Raw genomic sequence first — 20,846 nt, 5'->3', positions numbered from 1 at the left:
AATTATGAAAAAATTTATAACAACAAGCCTACTATTTTTAGGGGTATTTGCAAGCTGCGTTCAAAAAGAACATCAAAAAAATGTAACTTTTATAGTAGACACAAATGGAATAGATGGCATAGAATCCTTAGGGATTAGAGGTAGTTTTTTACCAAATCAATGGCGAGAAAGCTATCCTTTAACCGATGAAAATAATGATGGTATTTATGAAGTTAATTTTCAAGAAGAAACAGCTGTAAATAGCATCACCTTTAAATTTGTTAAAAACGGATTTGACTACGAATTAAAAAATGAAGACAACAGAAAAATAACATTCGAGTACAAACCCGAAACTTTAATCTATCAAACAAAATTTAACGATACAACAGCTACAATCATTAAAAAATAATATCATGAAAAAATTACTAATACTGCTCGTTTTTACCAGCTCAACTTTAATTGGGCAGATCAAAGGAAACAAGAACATTGAAACTAGAACTTTTGACGTTGCTAATTTAAAGGAATTAAAAGTGAATTTATATGCAAAAATAACTGTAGATCAATCACTAAAAAATGGCATGCAAATTACTGCAGACAGCAACCTTTTTGAAAAAATTGATACAGAAATTGTTGATGGTAAATTGAACCTAAATCAATTAGAATGGATACAACCTTCAAAGAATATCATCATTAAAATTGGAGCACCTCTTTTGCAAAGAATTGAAACTGGTACACATGAAACTTTATTCTTAAATAATGTGCATAGTGAGTATCTAAATCTGATGGCTCTTGTAGGTAAAATAGTTGTTAATGGTAAGGTAAATCAACTAAATATTGGCGTAGAATTAGGTGAAATTCAAGCTTCTAAATTAATTGCAGAAAATGCTAAAGTAAATATTTGGGGAAGAGGAAAAGCTACAGTTTTTGCTAACAATGAAATTTACTCTATTGTTAAAAATGATGGAACATTGGTATTGGCAAATACCCCAAAATCATTAAAAGGAGATACTAAAAAAGCTTTAGCAAAAACAAAGAAATATAGAAATAAAAAGGTTACCTGGATACCATTTAAGATTAAGAACAACTCATGGAATAGAAACAATTTTGTGGTTGTAGGCCCTAAAAAAGATGGTAGTAGCTTTAGTTATGGTTTTCCTATGATGCCAGGCACAACAAGAAAAGAAAATTGGAGTGTTGGTACTAAAGTTTACAAGGTAAATAGACTTGGACTTAGAAAATTATTAGTAGAAATAAAAGAAGATGATAAAGACAAAACTGTTAAATTATTTGAATAAAAAAAAGCCGCTAAATGCGGCTTTTTTTATTCAAATAATATCTTATTACTAATTTTGAGCATCTTTAATTGCTTCATTTTTCATTTTTTCATTAGGTACAATAGCAACGTTTACACGTCTATTTTTTGCTCTACCTTCTGCAGTTGAATTATCATATTTTGGTTGTGCTTCACCATACCAAAGTGTTTGAAACCTTGGGCTAGCAATACCATCACTAATTAAATAATTGGTTACAGATTTCGCTCTTTTTTCGGATAGCGTTAAATTATAGTCTGCATTACCTGTGTTATCTGTATGACCAACAACTAAAATCTTAGTATCTGGAAATTCTAAAAACACTTTTGCCAATCTATCTAAGGTTTGCTGAGATTTTGTATTGATGTTAGATTTATTTGTATCAAAATAAACACCACTATTCTCATCAAAAGTTACTACAATACCATCGTCTACCCTTTCTACTTTTGCACCAGGAACTTCAGTTTCAATTTTCTTAGCCTGTTCATCCATTCGCTTACCAATAAGCACACCTGCTCCACCACCAATAACACCACCAATTACAGCTCCTAGCTCACTGTTTTTTCCACTACCTACATTGTTACCAATAATGGCTCCAAGAATGGCACCACCAGCTGCACCAATTGCTGCACCTTTTTGTTTATTATTTGCATTTTTAGTTGCTTCACAACTAGAAAAAGTAAAAGCTACTGATAATGCTAATGCTACTGTATATATTTTTTTTGTAAGATTTTTCATGTTTTATTGTTTTGTAAAGTTCATTTTAATTAAAAACGGAGATCCATTTACCATAATATTTTGTTGCCAAACCATGGTATTTTCGGTTAATTGCATTAAGTCTAAACGAAAACCTATATTATTTTCATTGTTTTTGGGTTTTAAAAGAAAATCATAATAACCCGTGTTTACATCTGTTTCTTGGATTACAAAAACAAACTCTCTTTCTCCTTCAATACAGTTTGGGTCAGAAATGGTGTAAGTACCAGTATTGTTGTTTGGTACAAATTTCCAAGTACTGCCCTCTAAACATTCTTTATTTGCATCATTAAAAAGAACAACTTTATAGTCTCCAGTTTTACTATAAACTATATCTGTTAATACCCAATTTCCTTTTATAACCTTCTGCTGAGTTCTTACATTTTTAGATGCACCACAAGAAAATAATAGTATGGTTAACATCAATGTTAAAAGTTTTTTCATAATTGATTTTTTAATTTGAAACAAAGTAACGCTAATTGCTAGTGTTTTGTTAACTCAAATAGAATAAAAGTTACTTCATTTAGATTATGATGAAAAACCATCACAAACTTAAAAAACAACCTTTAAAATATTATAAAAGCAAAAGCACCTTTAAATTTAGCCATTTACATTGGTTAAATAAAGGTGCTGTTGTAAAAAATAGGTTAATTATTTGTTACTCTGTTTTTATTACTTTCTCTTCTAAAATAAAATCTCCGCTTTCTGTGATACCTTCTATATATAAAACTACTTCTTTAACATTATTACTATTAAAAGATAAATTTAAATTACCAGATTCATTGATTTTATTTTTTGGCAACCAATCCAAAACCCCATAACTTTTAAAGAAATTATTATTAGAGTTAGCATATTTTGGTATGTAAAACTGTTTTGATTTCGAGAATGTTACAGGAAAATCTATTTTAGACAAAGTAGGTCTATAATTCTTAAACTTTTTATAATTTTCATAAATCTTGATTGTTCCTCCAGTTCCTAATTGCATAGGTCCAATTCCAAGTGGGTTTATTTCTACATACTCTACATTATCTAGAAAATAATTATAATATATAGAATAATCGTTAGTAAAAAAATCATTTATAAATATTGAAGGTACACCATCTGCAGATCTGGAGTAAACACGGAATGTTGAATTTCTATGATCGTCTATAGCAGCAATTCCTGCTTGAGCATTTAAATATGTAGCCAAAGTACTTACTCTGTCGTTATCATTTAAAAATTTTACCTTACCAAAAGCTGTATTTTTTATTCTTTCTATTCTATCTCTTTCTGTTTTCGCCTTTATTTCTATTTCACTTAAAACTTCTGTATTGTTTAATTTAATAAAACTATTAATATCTACTAAATTCTCATAACTATAATAGTTAGGTTTAGCTTTTAAAAAGGGAAGTTTAGCTTTTAAATCTGGTATTTGATTAGGTGAAAACTGCGCATAAACAGGTGTTTTAACAGCCTTACCATTTCTATTTATTTTAGATAAATAAAGTTTTTCATCATCTTCTGGAAAGTATTTGCTAGCTGTAAAAGAGGATACTTTCTCATTAAAGGAAATTAATTGAGGTTCGTTTTCTTTTAACGGATGAATTAAAAATTTACTTTCTTTCTTTTCTGCTGGTACATTAAATTTTATGGCAATTCCCTCATCAAAAGTATAATTGATTTTTTGTTTATTGTTATAGATATTTAGCCAATCGTAACTGCTCCATCCTTGGGTAAGTAATAAATTATCTAACTCTAATTGTTTTTTTAGGTTCATATCCGAAAAATAATAATTGGCATTTTCTATAAAACCATTTACATAAGGTTCTAGAAGAATTTGAGAAATCATATTCGTATTCTTTCTGTATGATTTTGTACCTTTTGGTAAAACAGAAACACTAACATTATTGTTATTAATGATTTTTGAATTGTTAAATTGAAAATTTACAGTTGTTTTTCCATTTTTTGTATTCGAAGAAACCAATTTGCTCTCTTTAAGGTTTAACCCTTTAAAATTAAAAAATAGCCTTTCTGATACTGGAATGTTTTCTTCGTTAAACAGCGTAAAAATATTAACCCCTTTTGATATTTCTTCTAATGGAATTTTTAATGTATGCGTAAGTTTATCGTTAAAATTTACAGGTATTGTTTCTATATTTTTACCATCATGTAACACAAGTTTGTAATTGTTGTTTTTAATAAATTCTCTTGTATTTTCATTGGCAACTATAGATAATAGTGCATAATCATTATTCGAAGTAACCTTTAAAATAACTCCTTTAGGTTCCACTTTATTTTTTAATAATATGGTTTGTTTTGTTCCATTATAATTAATAACAGCTTTATAAACTTCAAGATTTTTAGGAATAAATGAAGCACGACCAATACCTAAATCATTTAATTTAAAATTGGTGATTTCTTCATTTTCACTATTTAAAATTTTACCTTCTACATTAGATAAGCCAAAGCCTAAAGAGTCTTTTGCAATTATACCTACTGTATTAATTAAACCCCCTAAAAGGTGACCACTTTCTGGTAAAACCTGTAAATCTATATTTTTAAAACTATTTAATTTTGATTTATTTTGATTTGAATTTGTACCTAAAACTTCAAAGTTTTCCGAAAATATGTTTTGGTATGAGAAGTTCATCATCCAATTTGTGTAGGCCCTAAAATTATAACTCCCTTCTTTAAATAGCTTATCATCTATAACAAAAGAACCACTTGCAATGCCATCTTCAGCCTTTATCATTTGTTCTTTCACAACCTTGTTGTTTTTATCTGTAATAACACAGTAAATATTAGTGGTAACAGAAGACAGTATTTTATTTTTCTTGTTAAAAGCATATACTGTGTACCCGATATTTTCTCCTACAATAAATTTAGTTTTATTTAAATGTGCATACATCAACTCTTCATAAGGTTGGGTATAATTTTTAAATTCATCTTCAATATTTAAATCTTGAAAAGATTGCTGACTAAATATTGAAAATGTAGTAAAGAAAAAGGTTAAAAATGCTAATGTGATGTGTGGTTGGTTTGTAGTTCTTTTCATAATTTGAAGGATTTAAATAATTTTTTAATAAATTAACACAAATCATGCCAAATTAACATAAAATTATGCTTTTTAATAAAAAATCTCTTGTGCTAACCGAAATGTGTTTGCGTGTGCCTCTACAACTATATTTACATCTTTAGAATACCCACCTCCCATAGAACACATTACTGGTATTTTAGTATCAAAACAGGTTTGTAAAACAAATCGATCTCTTTCTTTACAGCCCTCTAAACTCATCCCCAATTTTCCTAATTTATCTGTAGCCAAAACATCTACACCACATAAATAATAAATAAAATCTGGTTGTTCTGACTCAATTAAATTTGGAAGAGTTTTCTTTAAGATTGATAAAAACTCATCATCATTAGTATCGTTTTCTAAAGCAATATCTAAATCTGACGATTCTTTAATAAAAGGATAGTTGCTTTTACCATGCATAGAAAAGGTAAAAACAGAATTATCATTTGCAAATATTTCTGCAGTTCCATTACCTTGATGAACATCTAAATCTACTATTAAAACTTTTTTGACTAAATTTTTATGCTGAAGATATTTTGCTGCAATTGCTTGATCATTTAACATGCAAAACGCTTCTCCTCTATTTGAAAATGCATGATGTGTGCCTCCTGCAATATTCATTGCAATACCATTTCTTAGCGCAAATTCAGATGCTTTCATTGTACCATCTGCAATAACCATTTCTCTTTCTATTAAAACTTCAGAGAGAGGAAAACCAATTTTTCTAGCTGCCTTTTGATCTAAAGTAATATTTAGTAAATCGAAAAAATAGTCTGGTTCATGAACCGTGAAAAAGTGCTTATTATCAGGAATTTCTGGTTCAAAAAAATTTTCTAAAGAACAAGTACCTTCATAAATTAATTGCTCAGGCAGCAAATCGTATTTTATCATCGGAAAACGATGCCCTTCTTTTAAAGGATGATGATAAATAGGATGATGTGCAATTTTTAGCATAAACAAATTTAGAAATTTTGCATCTAAATTCTATTTTAGAAAAACTAAATATTTATTTAATCATTGAAATAATTTTTTCTTCGAAGATAAAATCGCCATCTGCTGTTACCCCCTCAATAAAAAGTTTATATGAATTGGGTTGATTGTTCCAGAAAGAAAAAGACAAGTTACCATTTGAATCAATTTCATTAATGGGCAACCAATCTATAACTCCAAATTCTTTAAAAAAACTATCTTTATAAGTAGGGTATAAAGGTTTATAAAATGTTTTAGATGCAGTAAAACCTAAAGGCACATTAAATTTGCTTTTGGTTTGTTTTATGGTTGCTTTATATCTTTCTGGATGCGTTGTAATTTTTATTGCACCCATGCTCATAATATCACCATAAGAACGATTATATGGGTCTATATCTATAAAGTCTATATAATCTAATAAAAAATTATGCAATTCTCTCTGTCTTTTTTCCACTCCATCTACAACCATAGTATAAGGCTCCCCATTATTTCTATTAAAAGACCTAAATGTTTTTTTTATAAAATCTTCTTCAGCAAAAACATAAGGAATATCATTCAAATAGTCTGCTAATGTAGTTTCTCTATCTCTTTCTTCTATAAAAAATACTTCGCCTCTGGTTGCGTTTTTAATAGAGTTTCTTCTCATATCCTCTAAACTTGTTTTTATTTCAATCTCGTCTAGTATTTGTGTTCTGTTTAGATTAAGGTAAGAGAAATTTTCTGTGTCTTCTTCTATTGTAAAGTATTCCTTTTTTAGTCTTAATCTATTTGCATCTTTATTTAAAGTTGGGATAATACTAGGAAAGTATTGTACATATAAACCAATTGTGCTTGCTTCTCCCTTTTTATTTATTTTAGAAAAATAGATGGGTTCTTTATCTTTTGGATAAAAATTATCATAAATAAAAGTTTTAACACCTTTATTTAATTCAAAACTTTCTGGTCTTGTTTGTGATGTATTGTGTAGGTAAAAACGCGTAGCTTTTTCTTTTTTAGGAATATTAATTTTTAAAGAAATTCCTCTTTCAAAATTAAAACGTTTTATGTTGTTATTATTAAAGATATTGCTCCAATTGTAGCTACTCCATCCTTGTGTAATTAATAAATTATCTAAATCGTATTTCGTTTTTTTATTTATTTCTTTAAAATAATAACCACTTTTTTCAATAATCCCTTTTATATAGGGTAATAAAAGAGTCTGAGATATAATATTGGTGTTTTTATTGTAAGATTTAGTTTGTAAAGGTAAAATTGATATGCTTACATTATTAAATTGACTTTCTCTAAACTTGCTATAATTCAAGCTTATAGAACTAGCAGTATCTCGTTTTTGCTCAAGGGTAACCTTACTTTTTAAAATGTTTAGATTGTGATAATTAAAAAAAAGTCTTTCTGCTATGGGTATATTTTTATCCGATAAAAGTGTAATTACATTTATACCCTTTGCCATATAAGAAAAAGGTATTTTTTTAGTCAACTCTGGCTTATCATTAAAAACAATATCTAAATGGTTTAATTGTTTTCCATCATGTATGCTAAGTACAAATTTCTTATTTGTAATTTTAGGTAGTGTTTCTGCATTGGTCTTTACTGAAACTATACAATTTTCGCCATTGTAACCCACTTTTAAAATTATACCATTAATTTTTACATTAGGCCTATAGCTCTTTTCTAAAATAATTTTATTTTTCTCCTTTAAAACTATTGTATAGCTTTCTGTAATGTCTGGTGTAAATAAAAATCTACCTATTCCTAAATGGTTCAGTGCAAAGCTACTTACGGTTTTATTCTCATTAGTTATTATTTGTCCTTTTAAATTAGCAACTCCATAGCCCAAGCTATCTTTAACCACTACACCTACTGTATTGCTTGTATTGTGCAAATAATGCCCACTTTCTGGAAGCAACTGTACATCTAAACTTTTACTTCTATTAATTTTTGCAATATTTATATCTAAGGTTACATCTAGAACTTGAAAATTAGAAGAATAATAATTTTGTTGATCAGTAAAGTTTAACATATAGTTGGTGTACGCCTTAAAGGTGTAATTCCCTCCCTTAAATTTACTGTCTATGTTAAAAATGCCATTAGCTATTCCGTTTTCTACTTTATAGAGCTTCTTCCTAACAATATTTTTATTTTCATCTTCAATTACACAGTATAAGTTTTTGGTTAACTCAGAAGGCTTTTTAGATTGTTTATGTAAAACGTAAGCTGTAAAACCTAAAGCTTCACCTTGAATTAATTTATCTTTATTTAAATGTGCAAATACAACTTCTTGGTAAGAATTGGTATACTTATCGTAAGCATTTTTAAGATCTTTTCCATTGAGTTTATTTTGAGAAAAAGTATAACTGCAGCATAAAATAAGAAATAGAATAGTAGTTTTTTTCATAGTTTGTTGGTTTTTTTGAATTGAAAAAACACCAACAACAATGCCAAAAAAAATTGCTTAAGCTAAAAAATTACCCTTTTACAAACTCCTTTTCAATTTCTTCTAAAGATTTTCCTTTGGTTTCTGGTACTATTTTTAGCATGATAAAAAAGCCTATTAAAGCAATGCTACCAAACAAGAAAAAAGACATGGCATTACCCAAATTAGACAGCTCCCAAGGAAAAACAAGTTGAACCAAAGAGCTTATTAAAGAATTTACAAATGCGATTACTCCAATAGCTAATCCTCTATATTTTAATGGATACAATTCTGATAATAAAACCCACATTACAGGCCCTAAGGAAAAGGCAAAACATGCTATAAAACCAAGTATACCAAATAAAACCAAGTTTGCATTTATGGTAATTGCAGCCTCTAAAATTTCGCCATCGTTTTTAGCATAGGTTTGATTGCCTAAAATTGATTTTAAGTCATTTTTGAAATCAACATCAAAAGCATATTGTTTATTTGCTATTGTTTGTAGTTTTTCTGAACCACTAAAACTTAAGGCTTCAATTTTTTCTTTAGAGAGTTGATATGTAGCTTGTTTAAAACCATATGCACATACCAATAAACTAATGGCAATACCTAATGTACCAACTAATAATAAAGGCCTTCTACCCATTTTATCGATTAAATACATAGCAATAATGGTAAAAACAACAGTTACAGAACTAAGTAAAATTCCAGATGAAAAAGCAGCATCTGTACCTATACCTGTTTGTTTAAAGATTGATGTTGCATAAAAATAAACTGCATTAATACCTGTAATTTGTTGTAAAATACCAACAGTTAAACCAACTAGAAATAAAAAACGAAGGGATGGTTTGAGCAGTTCTTTTAAACTAATTTTTTTGTCATTTTCTGATGTATTCGTGCTCTCTTGAATTGCCTTTACCTCTATTTCACCAACAATCTTACCATGAATACTTACTAAAACATCTTTAGCCTCTTTTGCTTTATTCTTTAAAAATAACCACCTTGGACTTTTTGGTACAAAAAACAAGATTAAAAAATATACGATAGCAGGCAAAAACTCTACCCCTAACATGTACCTCCAAACTGTAGCATCATTTAAGAAAGAAACTTCTTGATTGTATTTGTTAAAGAAATAGTTACTTAAAAAAGCAGCAAAAAACCCAAGTACAATATTCAATTGTTGAATTGCCACAAGTTTTCCTCTATTCTTAGCTGTGGAAACTTCTGCAATATACATTGGTGCTAAAACTAGAGCTGCACCAAAGGCTAAGCCACCAATCATTCTAGCTATGTAAAGCATTTCGTAAGAATTAGCTATGGCAGAAAAAAGTGCTGAAACAGCATAAAGAAGGGCTACAAGGATTAGGATTTTTTTTCGTCCAAAAATATCGCTTAATCTACCTGAAAAAAGCATAGCAATCATGGCTGCAAAAGAAGGCGAACTTACAACCCAACCAGATTGTATATCGTTTAAATTAAATTCTGGACCTGCATAAGACATAACCCCAGAAATAATACCAGCATCGAAGCCAAACAAAAAGCCTCCAATAGAAACAACAAATGAAATAAATATTAACTTTCTTGACATAAAGTAAATATACTAACTTATTTGTTGCCCGTTTTTTACCGTTTTTTCTGGTTCTACAAAAGCCAATTTACCATCTGGAGTATCTGTCATTAAAATCATACCTTGACTTTCTACACCTCTAATTTTTCTTGGAGCTAAATTCACTAAGACAGATACCTGTTGGCCAATAATGTTTTCAGGAGAAAAGCTCTCTGCAATACCAGAAACTATTGTTCTTGTATCTATACCTACATCAACTTTAAGTTTTAGTAGTCTTTTAGTTTTCGCTACTTTTTCTGCTTCTAGAATTGTACCAATTCTTATATCTAATTTGGTAAAATCATCAAATTCAATTGTTTCTTTTTGTGGCTCAACAACCTTATTTTCTTGTTCATTTGCCAACTTTGTAGCTTGTAGTTTTTCTAATTGTGCATCGATTGTTTTATCCTCTATTTTAGAGAACAAAAGTTCACCTTTATTTATTTGATGTTCTGCAGGAATTAATACATTTTTATCAGAAATATCATCCCAAGAAATAGAAGTTTCTAAATTTAAGATTCCTTTTAATTTTGTTGAAGTAAATGGTAAAAATGGCTCTGCAACCACAGCTAACGCCGCTGAAATTTGTAAGGCAACATACATGATTGTTTTTACACGCTCTTCATCTACCTTTATAACTTTCCAAGGCTCTTCATCTGCCAAATATTTATTTCCTAATCGCGCCAAATTCATTAATTCTTGACTTGCTTCTCTAAATCTATATCTTTCTATAGATTTACCAATTACGTTTGGAAACTCTTTTACAGCTGCTAAAACATCTTCATCTACTTCTGTAAAATCATTTGGAGTTGGTACAGCACCTGTGTAATATTTGTTAGTTAATACTACTACTCTATTGATAAAGTTACCAAAAATGGCAACCAACTCATTATTGTTTTTTGCTTGAAAGTCTTTCCATGTAAAATCATTGTCTTTACTTTCTGGGGCATTTGCTGTTAACGTATAACGCAAAACATCTTGCTGATTTGGAAAGTCTTCTAAATATTCGTGCAACCAAACTGCCCAGTTTTTAGACGTTGATAATTTGTTGCCTTCTAAATTTAAAAATTCGTTTGCTGGCACATTATCTGGTAAAATATAATCTCCATGTGCTTTTAACATACTCGGAAAAATAATACAGTGAAAAACTATATTGTCTTTCCCTATAAAGTGCACCAATTTAGTATCGTCTTTTTTCCAATAATCTTCCCAGTTTTTACCTTCTCTTTCTGCCCATTCTTTGGTTGATGAAATGTAACCAATAGGTGCATCAAACCAAACATACAGCACTTTACCTTCTGCACCTTCAACAGGCACAGGGATTCCCCAATCTAAATCTCTGGTTACAGCTCTTGGTCTTAAACCATCATCTACCCAAGATTTTACTTGACCATAAACGTTAGGTTTCCAATCTTTTTTATGCCCTTCTAAAATCCATTTTCTTAAAAAATCTTCGTGCTTATCTAAAGGTAAAAACCAGTGTTTTGTTTCTTTTACAGTTGGTACATTACCAGTAATTGCAGATTTTGGGCTGATTAAGTCTGTTGCATTATGACTTGTACCACAATTTTCACATTGATCTCCATAACTTTCTTCAAAACCACATTTAGGGCAAGTACCTACTACAAATCTATCTGCCAAGAATTGATCTGCTTCAGCATCATACAATTGTGCTGTAACTTCTTCTATAAAATCACCTTCATTATACATTTTTATAAAAAAGTCTGAAGCTGTTTTGTGGTGAATTTCTGAAGATGTTCTTGAGTAATTATCAAAAGAAATTCCAAAATCTTCAAAAGATTTTTTAATAATTGTGTGATACTTATCTATAATATTTTGTGGAGTAACACCTTCTTTTTTAGCTCTCATTGGTATAGCTACTCCATGTTCATCTGAACCAGAAATATAGGCCACATCTTTACCTTTTAAACGTAAATAACGCGCATAAATATCTGCAGGTACATAAACCCCAGCTAAATGACCAATGTGAATAGGCCCATTTGTATAAGGTAAAGCTGCTGTAATTGTATATCTTTTTGGAGCACTCATAGTGTTTCTCTTAATTTTTTGGAATCATTTTTGAAGAGACAAAAGTACGAAAACATGGTTTTAAAAACCATCGAAAAGTAATACATTTACTATGGTCTACTTTTTAAAATAGTTATCTAATTAACGAATACCTTTTTAAATGATGAAACAATTACCTCTTGTAATTTTCTTAGTAATTTTTTCATCGATAAAAGCGCAAGAAAATATAGATAGTTTATATACGAAACTTAACCCTATTATTTTTGGTGATTTCAGTTTAGGTTATTCAAATGGCTTTGTTAAAGGGTTTACTGTAGGTGGTTCTGTAAACTATCAGAAAAAAAACAATCTATTTACATTTCGAACATTACAAGTTATTAATATAAAAAAAATAGATTTTTTTCTAATATTCCCTTATAATATAGAAAGTGAAACAATGACAGAATATTCTTTATTATATGGTAAGAGATATATTGAAGAGGGATTCTCATATTATTTTTCTGGAGGAATTTCTTTTGCTACTTATGATAAAAACTTTGAAAATGATAATTTAGCTTTAAATTACTTTGGATTTCTAGTTGAAGTTGGAATAAGTTGGTTTAAAAATAAAAAGCGACGTTTTAGAGTTTTATATGGTTTAATTCCTGTTGGTAAACCCACTAGTTTTGGCAGGTCTATTGGTTTTAAACTACATGCAAATATTGCCAAAAGATCCTATGTTGGATTAGGGCTAACCTTTGGATTAGGTTGGCATAAAATTTATAATGATGAAGAATAAGATAATTACCTTTTTAATTCTAATAGTTTGTACAGTTTTTCAAGCTCAAGAAAAATTAGTAAGTCCACCTTATTTACAGAAAGGAGACACTATTGCAATTGTTGCACCTGCAGGTATTTTAAAAAATAGGCAAGCAACTATTTTAAAAGCTAAAAAACTTGCTGAGAATTGGGGTTTACATGTACTTATTGGTAAGAATATTTATAATAATAACAATCATTTTGCTGGAACAGATATTGAAAGATGTCAAGATTTTCAAGATGCCCTAGATAATGCTTCTATAAAAGCAATTTGGGCTGCAAGAGGTGGTTATGGTTCTGTTCGAATATTAGATTTATTAGACTTTACTAAATTTAAACAACATCCTAAATGGATTATTGGGTATTCTGATATTACTGCCTTTCATAATCACGTAAATGCACTAGGTGTAGAAACCTTACATGCAATGATGGCTACAAGTTTAGAGGAAAAACCTGAAGAAATTATTGAAACCATTGCTAGTTTTAAAAATGCTCTTTTTGGTGATAAATTGTCTTACACCATACCTAATTCTAGCTACAACAGAACTTTAGGTTTATCTAAAATTGAAGGCAAAATGTTAGGAGGTAATTTGGCTATACAAGCTTCTATGTTGGGTTCTAAGAGTCAAATGAATACAGATAATAAAATACTATTCATAGAAGAAATTGGTGAATATAAATATGCTATCGATAGAATGTTACAAAGCCTAAAAAGAGCTGGCTATTTTAATAAATTGAAGGCTGTTGTAGTTGGAGACATGTCTTTAATCAAAAAAAACTCTACAAAATGGGGCAGTTCTATAGAACAACTTATTTTAGATGCAATACCCAATGATATCCCTGTTATATTTGATTTTCCTGCAGGCCATGAAGCAGATAATAGAGCTTTAATTTTTGGCAGAAAAGTAAAAGTTGAAGAAGATATGGAAGATGTAAACCTAGTTTTTAACTAGTCTTTTATTTGCTCTAAAATTTTATTAGAAACCTCTTTCCCATTTTTATCAATATTAACAAACCAAACATTGGTGGTGCATTTTCTATTAATATCTGAATTTGATGTGCAATTTTGTTTGGTTCCTTTAATCAAGAAGCCAGTTGAAGTTTTTTCTGCAAAATAGCCATATTCGTTATAAAAATCACCATATGTATTTTGCCAAATTTTCTTACCTTTTTTATTAGTTTTAATTACATACATATCATAATTACCATTTCCATAAGAACTTGTGGAGCCAATAATTAAATAACCATCGTTTGTTGCTAAAATTGAATTGGCTTTATCATAACTTTTTCCACCAAATTTTTTAAACCAAATTTCATTTCCATTTTCATAATTTTTTGTCAATAAAATTTGGGATGAATTTCCTTTTCTTGAACCAATTGTAGTAACGTTTATAGAACCATTTTCGGTTTTAATTTTTGGTTGAAATTTTAGATTTGTTTTCTTTCTGAATCTTATATTTTTAGCTCTACCATATGTGAGTAGTATTTCAGTAACTCTATCAAATTGATCTTTAACTATTTTCAGAAAAAAGTTATCTGATTGCATATATTTTCTATTATAAATTTCAACATCATTAGAATCTTTATTGGTAGAAAGTTTAAATTTTAATTTATTCTCTTTTGTCAATTTTAAATCAAAATTTATAGCTAATTCTTTATTATAATAATTACCTGTTAATCCTTCTAAATCATAAAGTAAAACTGGTAAAGTATTGATTCTTTTATAATGCATCGTTTTTCCTGAAGCATAATATTCTGTCATTTTATCTTGATAAAAAACAACTTTTAATTCTGGATTATTTGTGAAAGAAAATGTGTTTTTACTTTCAGAAACCATTTCTACAGTAAAATTTTTCTCTTTCCAAAATGTTTTTCCGTTTTTCTGTAGAATTTCTACAACACTATTTTCATTAGGATAGGTATATTTTCCTAAAACAGTAACCTCATTTTTTATGCTCTTAGCTTCATAAAATTTAGAATCATATTTCGGTTTTTCGGTCGACTTTGGAAGCAACAATTTAGCGATACTTTGTGCAATTAAATTGGTGCTAATGTTACCATTATTACTCATTGCAAAAATGGTTAGTTTTTCTTCTGGAAATCGATACGTTTGTGAGTGAAATCCGTAAGTTCCTCCTGAATGATGTACCGATTTTCTGCCTAGTTTATCTTTTAATTCTAAACCAAAACCGTAGGTTTTAATTTTACTATTAGAAATCGGTTTTTGACTTTCAATTAGCAAAACATTATTGTTATAATTTGCATTTTGAACGGCAATCTCATAAGTCAACTGATCTTTTAACGTCGTAAACAGAAAACCTTCACCATTCGTTTTGGTAACGGTTGGCACTTCCCACCATTCGCCTCTTCCCCAATCTGAATAAGGGTTTGCTCTGTTAGGAATTACTTTCATATATCTTTCTACAAAAGAAGTTTCGTTCATTCCTAAATTTTCAAAGAAACTTTTAGAATATTCATTAAATGTTTTACCGGTTATTTTTTCAATAATCTTGGTAAGAACAATATAGTTTGAATTACTATAACTGTATTTTGAGCTTGGTTGAAATCCCAAATCTTCTTGATTTTTTAACATCTCCAAAACATCATCATTATCTAAGCCAAACCTTTGCCACCAAACAGCACCATCTAAATCCAATAATTCTACATAATCTCGAATTCCACTGGTATGATTCAATAAGTTTCTAATTTTTATTTTCTCTTTTACTGTTGGATATAGTTTCGTTAGGTATTTTCTGATATCATCTTCTAAACTCAATTTTTCTTTTATAGATAAATCTAAAATCATTAAAGCCGTAAATTGTTTTGCGGTTGATGCAATGTTCGATCTTGTTTTTTCGTCAAATTTTACTTGATGTTGCAAATTGGCTAAACCCAAATATTTCTCATAGATGATAGTTCCATCTTTAACAATTCCGACTGCAATTCCAGGATGATTTGGTTTCACTTTAGCATTTACTATCGAATCAATTTTAGTAATTTTATTTTCTTGAGCGTTTAAAAATGTTGAAATTAAAAGTGCAACAAATAGAATTTTAGTTTTCATTGATATGATATTTATTTTGATGCAAAGATGAGATGAATATCAAGCTGAATCGCTTCAAATCTTGATTTGAGACCAATTTACGAGCTCATGTTTTGTAAATAATCTTTGGGTGATAAACCTGTGCTTTTTTTAAAAGCTCTGTTAAAAGTCGCTTTGCTATTGAAGCCACAATCAAAAGCGATGCATAATAAAGTTGATTTTTTATGTTCTCCTTTTTCTAATTTTTCTTTTACAGCTTCAATTCTAAACTTATTGATAAAATCATTAAAATTCATCTCAAATCCTGAATTGATACTTTTAGAAATAGTTTTAGGTGTTGTTTCTAACAATTTAGATACATCAGAAAGTGTTAATTTGGCGTTTGTGTATATCTTTTCTTTTTCAATTAGCTGTAAAATTTTCTGTTTCCAAAACTCAATTTCTTTTTGATTAATGGTTTCTTGTTTTGGTTTTTCTTCAATTATTGATTCAGAGAAAATTGCAACGCTTTCTGAATTTATATCACCCAAAAAAGACATTTTAACTGCATTTGCATATCCATTAATGGAAATGTAAAAAACAACGATTGAAAACACAATATAATGCCAAAACTGGCTTCCAAATTCGCCCCATTCTGGATTTAATATAAATAAGAGAACGCGTAAAATTAAAATGCTTAAAAAAGCAATGAGGAAGTTTTGTATCCATTGAAACAAAATAGAATCAGCAAAACTTACCTTTTCAAATACTAGTTTTTTGTAATTTGCATAGTGTTTTAAACTAAAAATCAGGTAAAAACTCATAGAAATTACGCCTACTATTTGATACCAATTTGCCAAATCTTTATCTCTACCATCTGCATAAAAATAGAATTCGTCTAAAATGAGTTTATCAGTAATAAAAACAATCAAGCTATAAAGCAAATACAAAATTGCAGGAATAAAATGAATCCAATCTTTTTTGGCAATTTTAAATTGATTGTTTAATAGCGTTTTTGTGTAAAAATAAATTACTGGACCAATTAATAAGACTTGCATAAAAGGCACAAAAAACAAAATTTCTCTTGTTATTTTATTAGAATACCAATTGGCATAGCCCAACATGTAAGGAGAAATATAAAGTGCACACAAAAACAAAAAAAAGCTTAACCATTTGCTTGCTTTGTTTTTATAGAGAATTCCTTTTCTTGCTAATAAAAAAGAAAATACAATTCCGTGAAAAAAGAAAATTAAAAGCAGCGAACTTTTTTGGCCAAAAGCAAAGGGAAAATCCATAGGGCTTAAAAATAAGTAAATAATTGTAAATTCACACAATGGCACAACATAATGAATTGGGTAAAAAAGGTGAGCAACTTGCTACTTCTTTTTTGCGGGAAAATGGGTATACTATTCTTGAAAAAAATTATAGATATTTAAAAGCAGAAGTAGATATTATTGCCCAAAAAAATGACATCCTTATTGCTGTTGAAGTAAAAACCAGAACGTCTGCGTACTTTGGCAATCCTCAAGATTTTGTAAATCCGAAGAAAATAAAACTATTACTTTCTGCAATAGATTTCTATGTAACTAATGCTGATTTAGATGTTGAGGTTCGTTTTGATATTATAGCAATAATTTGTAATAAAAACGAAACTAAAATAGAGCATATCGAAAATGCTTTTTTACACTTCTAAAGCTTTTCTAAGAAAGATTTAACATCATCTATATCATTAGGTTTGGCAATAATTTTTTTGTTTTTATCTAAAACAAAATAAGTAGGGGTTGCATTTATTTGGTAAGTTCTGGCTACTTTATTTTCCCACTTTTTTAAGCCTAACACATTATGCCAACCACGTAAATTTGCTTTCTTGTAGGTCTCCCAAACAAAAGAATCATTCTCTAAAGCAAAAGCTACCACTTTAACAGCAGGTTTACTTTTCATATACATATGCAGTTGAGGAATTTCTCTTAAACAATGAGAACAGCTTGTACTCCAAAATACCAATACATAATTCTCTGCATCGTTTAAATTAGAAAGTTTTGTTGATTTTCCATTTTCTGTCCATGAAAAATCGGGTGCTGTTCTACCTATTTCTGTAGCAAATAAAGCTTCTTTTTCTTTTTTAAACTTAGCATCTTGCAATGCAATTGGCAACTTATTATAATGTTCTTTAAATAGATAATCTATAATAGCTATGTTCTTAGAAGATTCAAATTGATCTATTAAAAATACTATAATATCCCTTTTATATTTTTGATCTGATATCTTAGAAAGTACAGTGGTTATAGACTTTTTATGCAGATTTTTTTGTTCTTGTAAATCATCTGAATAATTGATGTAAAAAATGTAATCTAAAATTCTATTGGTTAAAAATGATGAGTTTCTTAAGGTTTGGTTCGAAAAATCTAAACGATCAAAAAAGGTACTTTTAATACTTGATAAATATTTATTAACCGAATTTAAAATTGTTGGTGAATTAACTCTTAAACTAGCTTTAATTACTGGAGCTACGTATTTGTTTTTTGAAAGGTTTTCATACTTGTTTTGTAAGCTATTTAAATTTTGAAAAGCAGCTTTGTAGGCCTCTGCCATTTTTAATGTTGAATCTTGCAAAACAGCAACTTGAATACTATCTAATTTTTGTTGCGCCTTAGAAATATCAACTAAATATTCTTGATACAGTTTGTTTTCTTCACTATCAGAAAATGCAATCGATTCTTGAGGATATTCTGGATTAAAAATAAAAGTAACGTCTTCATTATTATAATAAAAATCTACAAAACCTGCACCTTCTAATCTGTAAGTAGCTCTGTAAACTCCTGGTTTTGCATTTGCTGGCAACTGAATTTGAAATCTACCAATAGCTTCTTGCTTGCCCCCTATTAAAGCACTATCAGCTTTTATCTTTGTATTATTTACAAACACTTGTTTAGTACCTTCTAACTTGTATAAAATTAGCCAATCTGATTCTAATTTAGGGCTCATAACTCCTGTTACAGAATGTTGAGCATGCATATAAGTACTAGCAAATAGCAGCAATAGAAGAATTCTCTTTACCATTTTAATTAATTTACGTTTGTATAATTTTTTTCAAGAAGCATACCAAAAATACCATTTCTCTTTTTAAATAGGTATATTGTAACGTTAAATATATAAGAATGAGTTTTTCTGATAAGACAATTTGGGTAACTGGAGCATCTTCTGGAATAGGAAAAGCGTTAGCAATTGAACTAGCAAAACAGAATGCACAATTAATTTTATCTTCTAGAAATAAACAGGATTTAGAAAAGGTAAAAATGGCCTGTAAAGATCCAAATAAGGTAAAAGTGATACCCTTAGATTTGGAAGATTATACCAATTTACAAGAGGTTACTAATACAGCAATTTCAGCTTTTGGTAAAATTGATGTTTTGGTAAATAATGGTGGTATTAGTCAGCGTTCTTTAGTGAAAGACACAGAAATAGAGGTAGATAAAAGAATAATGGATATTAATTATCTGGGCAATGTAGCATTGGCAAAAGCTTTATTACCACATTTTATTGCCAATAAGAGTGGGCAATTTGTAATTACAACGAGTATTGTTGGTAAAATAGGTACACCATTAAGATCTAGCTATGCAGCAAGTAAGCACGCTTTGCATGGTTTTTACGATAGTTTAAGAGCGGAACATTTTAACGATAATATTGCTGTAACTTTAGTTTGCCCTGGTTTTGTAAACACCAATATTTCTAAAAATGCGCTAACAGGAGATGGATCTCCACAAAATAAAATGGATAATGCCACTGCAAATGGTATTCAGCCAGATCGTTTTGCAAAATTAATGGCGAAAGCTGTACTAAGGAAAAAAGAAGAAGTTTATATTTCTGGTGCCAAAGAAAAATTAGGGGTTTACGTAAAACGCTGGATGCCTAAGGTATTTTCTGTAATGATTCGTAAAATGAGTGTAACCTAGAACTTAAAAATATTCTAAAATTTCAAAATAAGTTACAATGGCTTCTTTCATTAAAACAGTTTGCTCACCTGGTTTTAGGTTAGGTAAATCTGTAAGTATTTTGTAATGAGGCCAGCCATCATCATCAAAATAATCAAATTCATAATAGCCATAAGGTTCTAGTAATTTACAAATGGCAATGTGCATTAGGTTCATTTTCTCGTCTTTTTTAAACGCCCTATGTCCTTGCCCTAATTCTTGAACACCTATTAAATAGATAATACCATCTACATTTAGCTCATCTCCATCTGCAAAATCAGCAGATAATCTGCTTACTAAAAGACTCCATTTTTCTTTTAAAGTATTCTCTTTTATCATTTCTAGAATTATAATGCAAAGATACAATGCGCATTTTTAATTTGATAAAATATACTGTAGATTTACATAAATTATAAACCATGAATGTAATTGATATTATAATCATTGTAATATTACTTTTTGCAGCTGTAAGAGGTTTTATGACTGGGCTGTTTGCTGCAATTGCATCTTTAGTGGCTATAATTGCAGGCGTTTTTTGTGCTATACATTATTCGTATTACATAGAATATGCTCTGAATGATTCTGTTTTAGAATGGTCTCATCAAACCAATAAAATTGTAGCTTTTGCAGTTACTTTTTTAGCTGTAGTCCTTGCTGTAATTTTTGTAGGTAAATTACTTACCAAACTAGCAGATATTACTGCTTTAGGTTTATTAAATAAAATACTTGGTGCCATTTTTGGTGCCTTAAAATGGTCTTTCATTTTAAGTGTAATCTTTTTATTGTTTGATAAATTTAACAAAACCATACCTTTTGTAGAAGAGGAAATGTTAGAGGAGTCTGTAATGTTTTATCCTATAAAATCAATTATACCCACACTTATACCATCTATAATGGATGAAGATAATCCTTCCTTAAAGTTTATTAAAGGTAAATAAT

General features: G+C 29.1%; 18 protein-coding genes. 7 read left to right on the top strand and 11 right to left on the bottom strand.

Going from position 1 to position 20,846, the window contains the following annotated elements; translation table 11 throughout:
• Positions 1 to 4: 4 nt before the first annotated feature.
• Together MED152_RS09090 and MED152_RS09085 are read left to right on the top strand one after the other, a co-directional pair.
• Complete coding sequence (locus MED152_RS09090) at positions 5 to 388, top strand: hypothetical protein (RefSeq protein ID WP_015481573.1); 384 nt, start codon at positions 5 to 7, stop codon at positions 386 to 388.
• Positions 389 to 392: 4 nt separating this feature from the next.
• Entirely contained in the window at positions 393 to 1,274 is an 882-nt protein-coding gene (locus tag MED152_RS09085; protein ID WP_015481572.1) for a head GIN domain-containing protein, read from the top strand.
• A gap of 48 nt (positions 1,275 to 1,322) precedes the next feature.
• Here the strand turns inward: MED152_RS09085 and MED152_RS09080 are convergent, their stop codons facing one another.
• The 7 genes from MED152_RS09080 to metG form a co-directional block, all read right to left on the bottom strand.
• Positions 1,323 to 2,027, bottom strand: coding sequence for an OmpA family protein (locus MED152_RS09080; RefSeq protein WP_015481571.1), 705 nt, complete (start codon positions 2,025 to 2,027; stop codon positions 1,323 to 1,325).
• A 3-nt stretch (positions 2,028 to 2,030) separates the two neighbouring features.
• The gene (locus MED152_RS09075) at positions 2,031 to 2,489 is read right to left on the bottom strand and encodes a lipocalin family protein (RefSeq protein WP_015481570.1); all 459 of its coding nucleotides are present in this window, start codon (positions 2,487 to 2,489) and stop codon (positions 2,031 to 2,033) included.
• Between the two features lie 214 nt (positions 2,490 to 2,703).
• Complete coding sequence (locus MED152_RS09070) at positions 2,704 to 5,079, bottom strand: hypothetical protein (RefSeq protein ID WP_015481569.1); 2,376 nt, start codon at positions 5,077 to 5,079, stop codon at positions 2,704 to 2,706.
• 72 nt (positions 5,080 to 5,151) lie between these two features.
• A complete protein-coding gene (locus tag MED152_RS09065; RefSeq protein WP_015481568.1) occupies positions 5,152 to 6,054 on the bottom strand; it encodes a histone deacetylase in 903 nt (300 codons plus the stop codon).
• Positions 6,055 to 6,106: 52 nt separating this feature from the next.
• A complete protein-coding gene (locus tag MED152_RS09060; protein ID WP_015481567.1) occupies positions 6,107 to 8,464 on the bottom strand; it encodes a hypothetical protein in 2,358 nt (785 codons plus the stop codon).
• A gap of 70 nt (positions 8,465 to 8,534) precedes the next feature.
• Positions 8,535 to 10,070: a sugar porter family MFS transporter gene (locus MED152_RS09055; RefSeq protein ID WP_015481566.1), complete on the bottom strand. Its 1,536-nt coding sequence runs from the start codon at positions 10,068 to 10,070 to the stop codon at positions 8,535 to 8,537.
• A 12-nt stretch (positions 10,071 to 10,082) separates the two neighbouring features.
• Complete coding sequence (gene metG, locus MED152_RS09050; protein ID WP_302846646.1) at positions 10,083 to 12,152, bottom strand: methionine--tRNA ligase; 2,070 nt, start codon at positions 12,150 to 12,152, stop codon at positions 10,083 to 10,085.
• Between the two features lie 124 nt (positions 12,153 to 12,276).
• Here metG and MED152_RS09045 point away from each other — a divergent pair, with 124 nt between their 5' ends.
• Both MED152_RS09045 and MED152_RS09040 read left to right on the top strand, forming a co-directional pair.
• Entirely contained in the window at positions 12,277 to 12,894 is a 618-nt protein-coding gene (locus tag MED152_RS09045; RefSeq protein WP_015481564.1) for a hypothetical protein, read from the top strand.
• A complete protein-coding gene (locus MED152_RS09040; RefSeq protein ID WP_148284810.1) occupies positions 12,884 to 13,867 on the top strand; it encodes an LD-carboxypeptidase in 984 nt (327 codons plus the stop codon). The genes MED152_RS09045 and MED152_RS09040 overlap by 11 nt, the downstream gene beginning before the upstream one ends.
• Here the strand turns inward: MED152_RS09040 and MED152_RS09035 are convergent.
• Together MED152_RS09035 and MED152_RS09030 are read right to left on the bottom strand one after the other, a co-directional pair.
• A complete protein-coding gene (locus tag MED152_RS09035; protein ID WP_015481562.1) occupies positions 13,864 to 15,978 on the bottom strand; it encodes a serine hydrolase in 2,115 nt (704 codons plus the stop codon). The genes MED152_RS09040 and MED152_RS09035 overlap by 4 nt on opposite strands.
• Before the next feature lie 77 nt (positions 15,979 to 16,055).
• Positions 16,056 to 17,231, bottom strand: coding sequence for an AraC family transcriptional regulator (locus MED152_RS09030; protein ID WP_015481561.1), 1,176 nt, complete (start codon positions 17,229 to 17,231; stop codon positions 16,056 to 16,058).
• A gap of 38 nt (positions 17,232 to 17,269) precedes the next feature.
• Between MED152_RS09030 and MED152_RS09025 the strand changes: the two genes are divergently transcribed.
• Positions 17,270 to 17,629 (top strand): YraN family protein, encoded by a 360-nt coding sequence (locus MED152_RS09025; protein ID WP_015481560.1) that lies wholly within the window; start codon positions 17,270 to 17,272, stop codon positions 17,627 to 17,629.
• On the opposite strand, the gene MED152_RS09020 is transcribed toward MED152_RS09025, so the two are convergent.
• Positions 17,626 to 18,996, bottom strand: a complete 1,371-nt coding sequence (locus tag MED152_RS09020) for a TlpA disulfide reductase family protein (RefSeq protein ID WP_015481559.1) — start codon at positions 18,994 to 18,996, stop codon at positions 17,626 to 17,628. The two genes, MED152_RS09025 and MED152_RS09020, sit on opposite strands and share 4 nt — an antisense overlap.
• 98 nt (positions 18,997 to 19,094) lie before the next feature.
• On the opposite strand from MED152_RS09020, the gene MED152_RS09015 reads away from it, so the two are divergent.
• On the top strand, positions 19,095 to 19,889 hold the full coding sequence (locus MED152_RS09015; protein ID WP_015481558.1) for an SDR family oxidoreductase: 795 nt from the start codon (positions 19,095 to 19,097) through the stop codon (positions 19,887 to 19,889).
• A gap of 3 nt (positions 19,890 to 19,892) precedes the next feature.
• On the opposite strand, the gene MED152_RS09010 is transcribed toward MED152_RS09015, so the two are convergent.
• Positions 19,893 to 20,246 carry a hypothetical protein gene (locus MED152_RS09010; protein WP_015481557.1) on the bottom strand — a complete coding sequence of 118 codons (354 nt, stop codon included), beginning with the start codon at positions 20,244 to 20,246 and terminating at the stop codon, positions 19,893 to 19,895.
• Between the two features lie 80 nt (positions 20,247 to 20,326).
• Here MED152_RS09010 and MED152_RS09005 point away from each other — a divergent pair, with 80 nt between their 5' ends.
• Positions 20,327 to 20,845: a CvpA family protein gene (locus MED152_RS09005; protein WP_015481556.1), complete on the top strand. Its 519-nt coding sequence runs from the start codon at positions 20,327 to 20,329 to the stop codon at positions 20,843 to 20,845.
• Position 20,846 lies beyond the last annotated feature (1 nt).

It is taken from the genome of Polaribacter sp. MED152 (assembly GCF_000152945.2).
Taxonomy (GTDB): Bacteria; Bacteroidota; Bacteroidia; order Flavobacteriales; family Flavobacteriaceae; genus Polaribacter.
Note: the sequence above shows the minus strand (reverse complement) of the source record. Positions and strands in the feature narration are given on the sequence as shown.

Coding starts and splice junctions, on each gene's coding strand:
- MED152_RS09090 (WP_015481573.1), top strand. CDS start 5: ATGAAAAAATTTATAACAACAAGCCTACTATTTTTAGGGGTATTTGCA.
- MED152_RS09085 (WP_015481572.1), top strand. CDS start 393: ATGAAAAAATTACTAATACTGCTCGTTTTTACCAGCTCAACTTTAATT.
- MED152_RS09080 (WP_015481571.1), bottom strand. CDS start 2,027: ATGAAAAATCTTACAAAAAAAATATATACAGTAGCATTAGCATTATCA.
- MED152_RS09075 (WP_015481570.1), bottom strand. CDS start 2,489: ATGAAAAAACTTTTAACATTGATGTTAACCATACTATTATTTTCTTGT.
- MED152_RS09070 (WP_015481569.1), bottom strand. CDS start 5,079: ATGAAAAGAACTACAAACCAACCACACATCACATTAGCATTTTTAACC.
- MED152_RS09065 (WP_015481568.1), bottom strand. CDS start 6,054: ATGCTAAAAATTGCACATCATCCTATTTATCATCATCCTTTAAAAGAA.
- MED152_RS09060 (WP_015481567.1), bottom strand. CDS start 8,464: ATGAAAAAAACTACTATTCTATTTCTTATTTTATGCTGCAGTTATACT.
- MED152_RS09055 (WP_015481566.1), bottom strand. CDS start 10,070: ATGTCAAGAAAGTTAATATTTATTTCATTTGTTGTTTCTATTGGAGGC.
- MED152_RS09045 (WP_015481564.1), top strand. CDS start 12,277: ATGATGAAACAATTACCTCTTGTAATTTTCTTAGTAATTTTTTCATCG.
- MED152_RS09040 (WP_148284810.1), top strand. CDS start 12,884: ATGAAGAATAAGATAATTACCTTTTTAATTCTAATAGTTTGTACAGTT.
- MED152_RS09035 (WP_015481562.1), bottom strand. CDS start 15,978: ATGAAAACTAAAATTCTATTTGTTGCACTTTTAATTTCAACATTTTTA.
- MED152_RS09030 (WP_015481561.1), bottom strand. CDS start 17,231: ATGGATTTTCCCTTTGCTTTTGGCCAAAAAAGTTCGCTGCTTTTAATT.
- MED152_RS09025 (WP_015481560.1), top strand. CDS start 17,270: ATGGCACAACATAATGAATTGGGTAAAAAAGGTGAGCAACTTGCTACT.
- MED152_RS09020 (WP_015481559.1), bottom strand. CDS start 18,996: ATGGTAAAGAGAATTCTTCTATTGCTGCTATTTGCTAGTACTTATATG.
- MED152_RS09015 (WP_015481558.1), top strand. CDS start 19,095: ATGAGTTTTTCTGATAAGACAATTTGGGTAACTGGAGCATCTTCTGGA.
- MED152_RS09010 (WP_015481557.1), bottom strand. CDS start 20,246: ATGATAAAAGAGAATACTTTAAAAGAAAAATGGAGTCTTTTAGTAAGC.
- MED152_RS09005 (WP_015481556.1), top strand. CDS start 20,327: ATGAATGTAATTGATATTATAATCATTGTAATATTACTTTTTGCAGCT.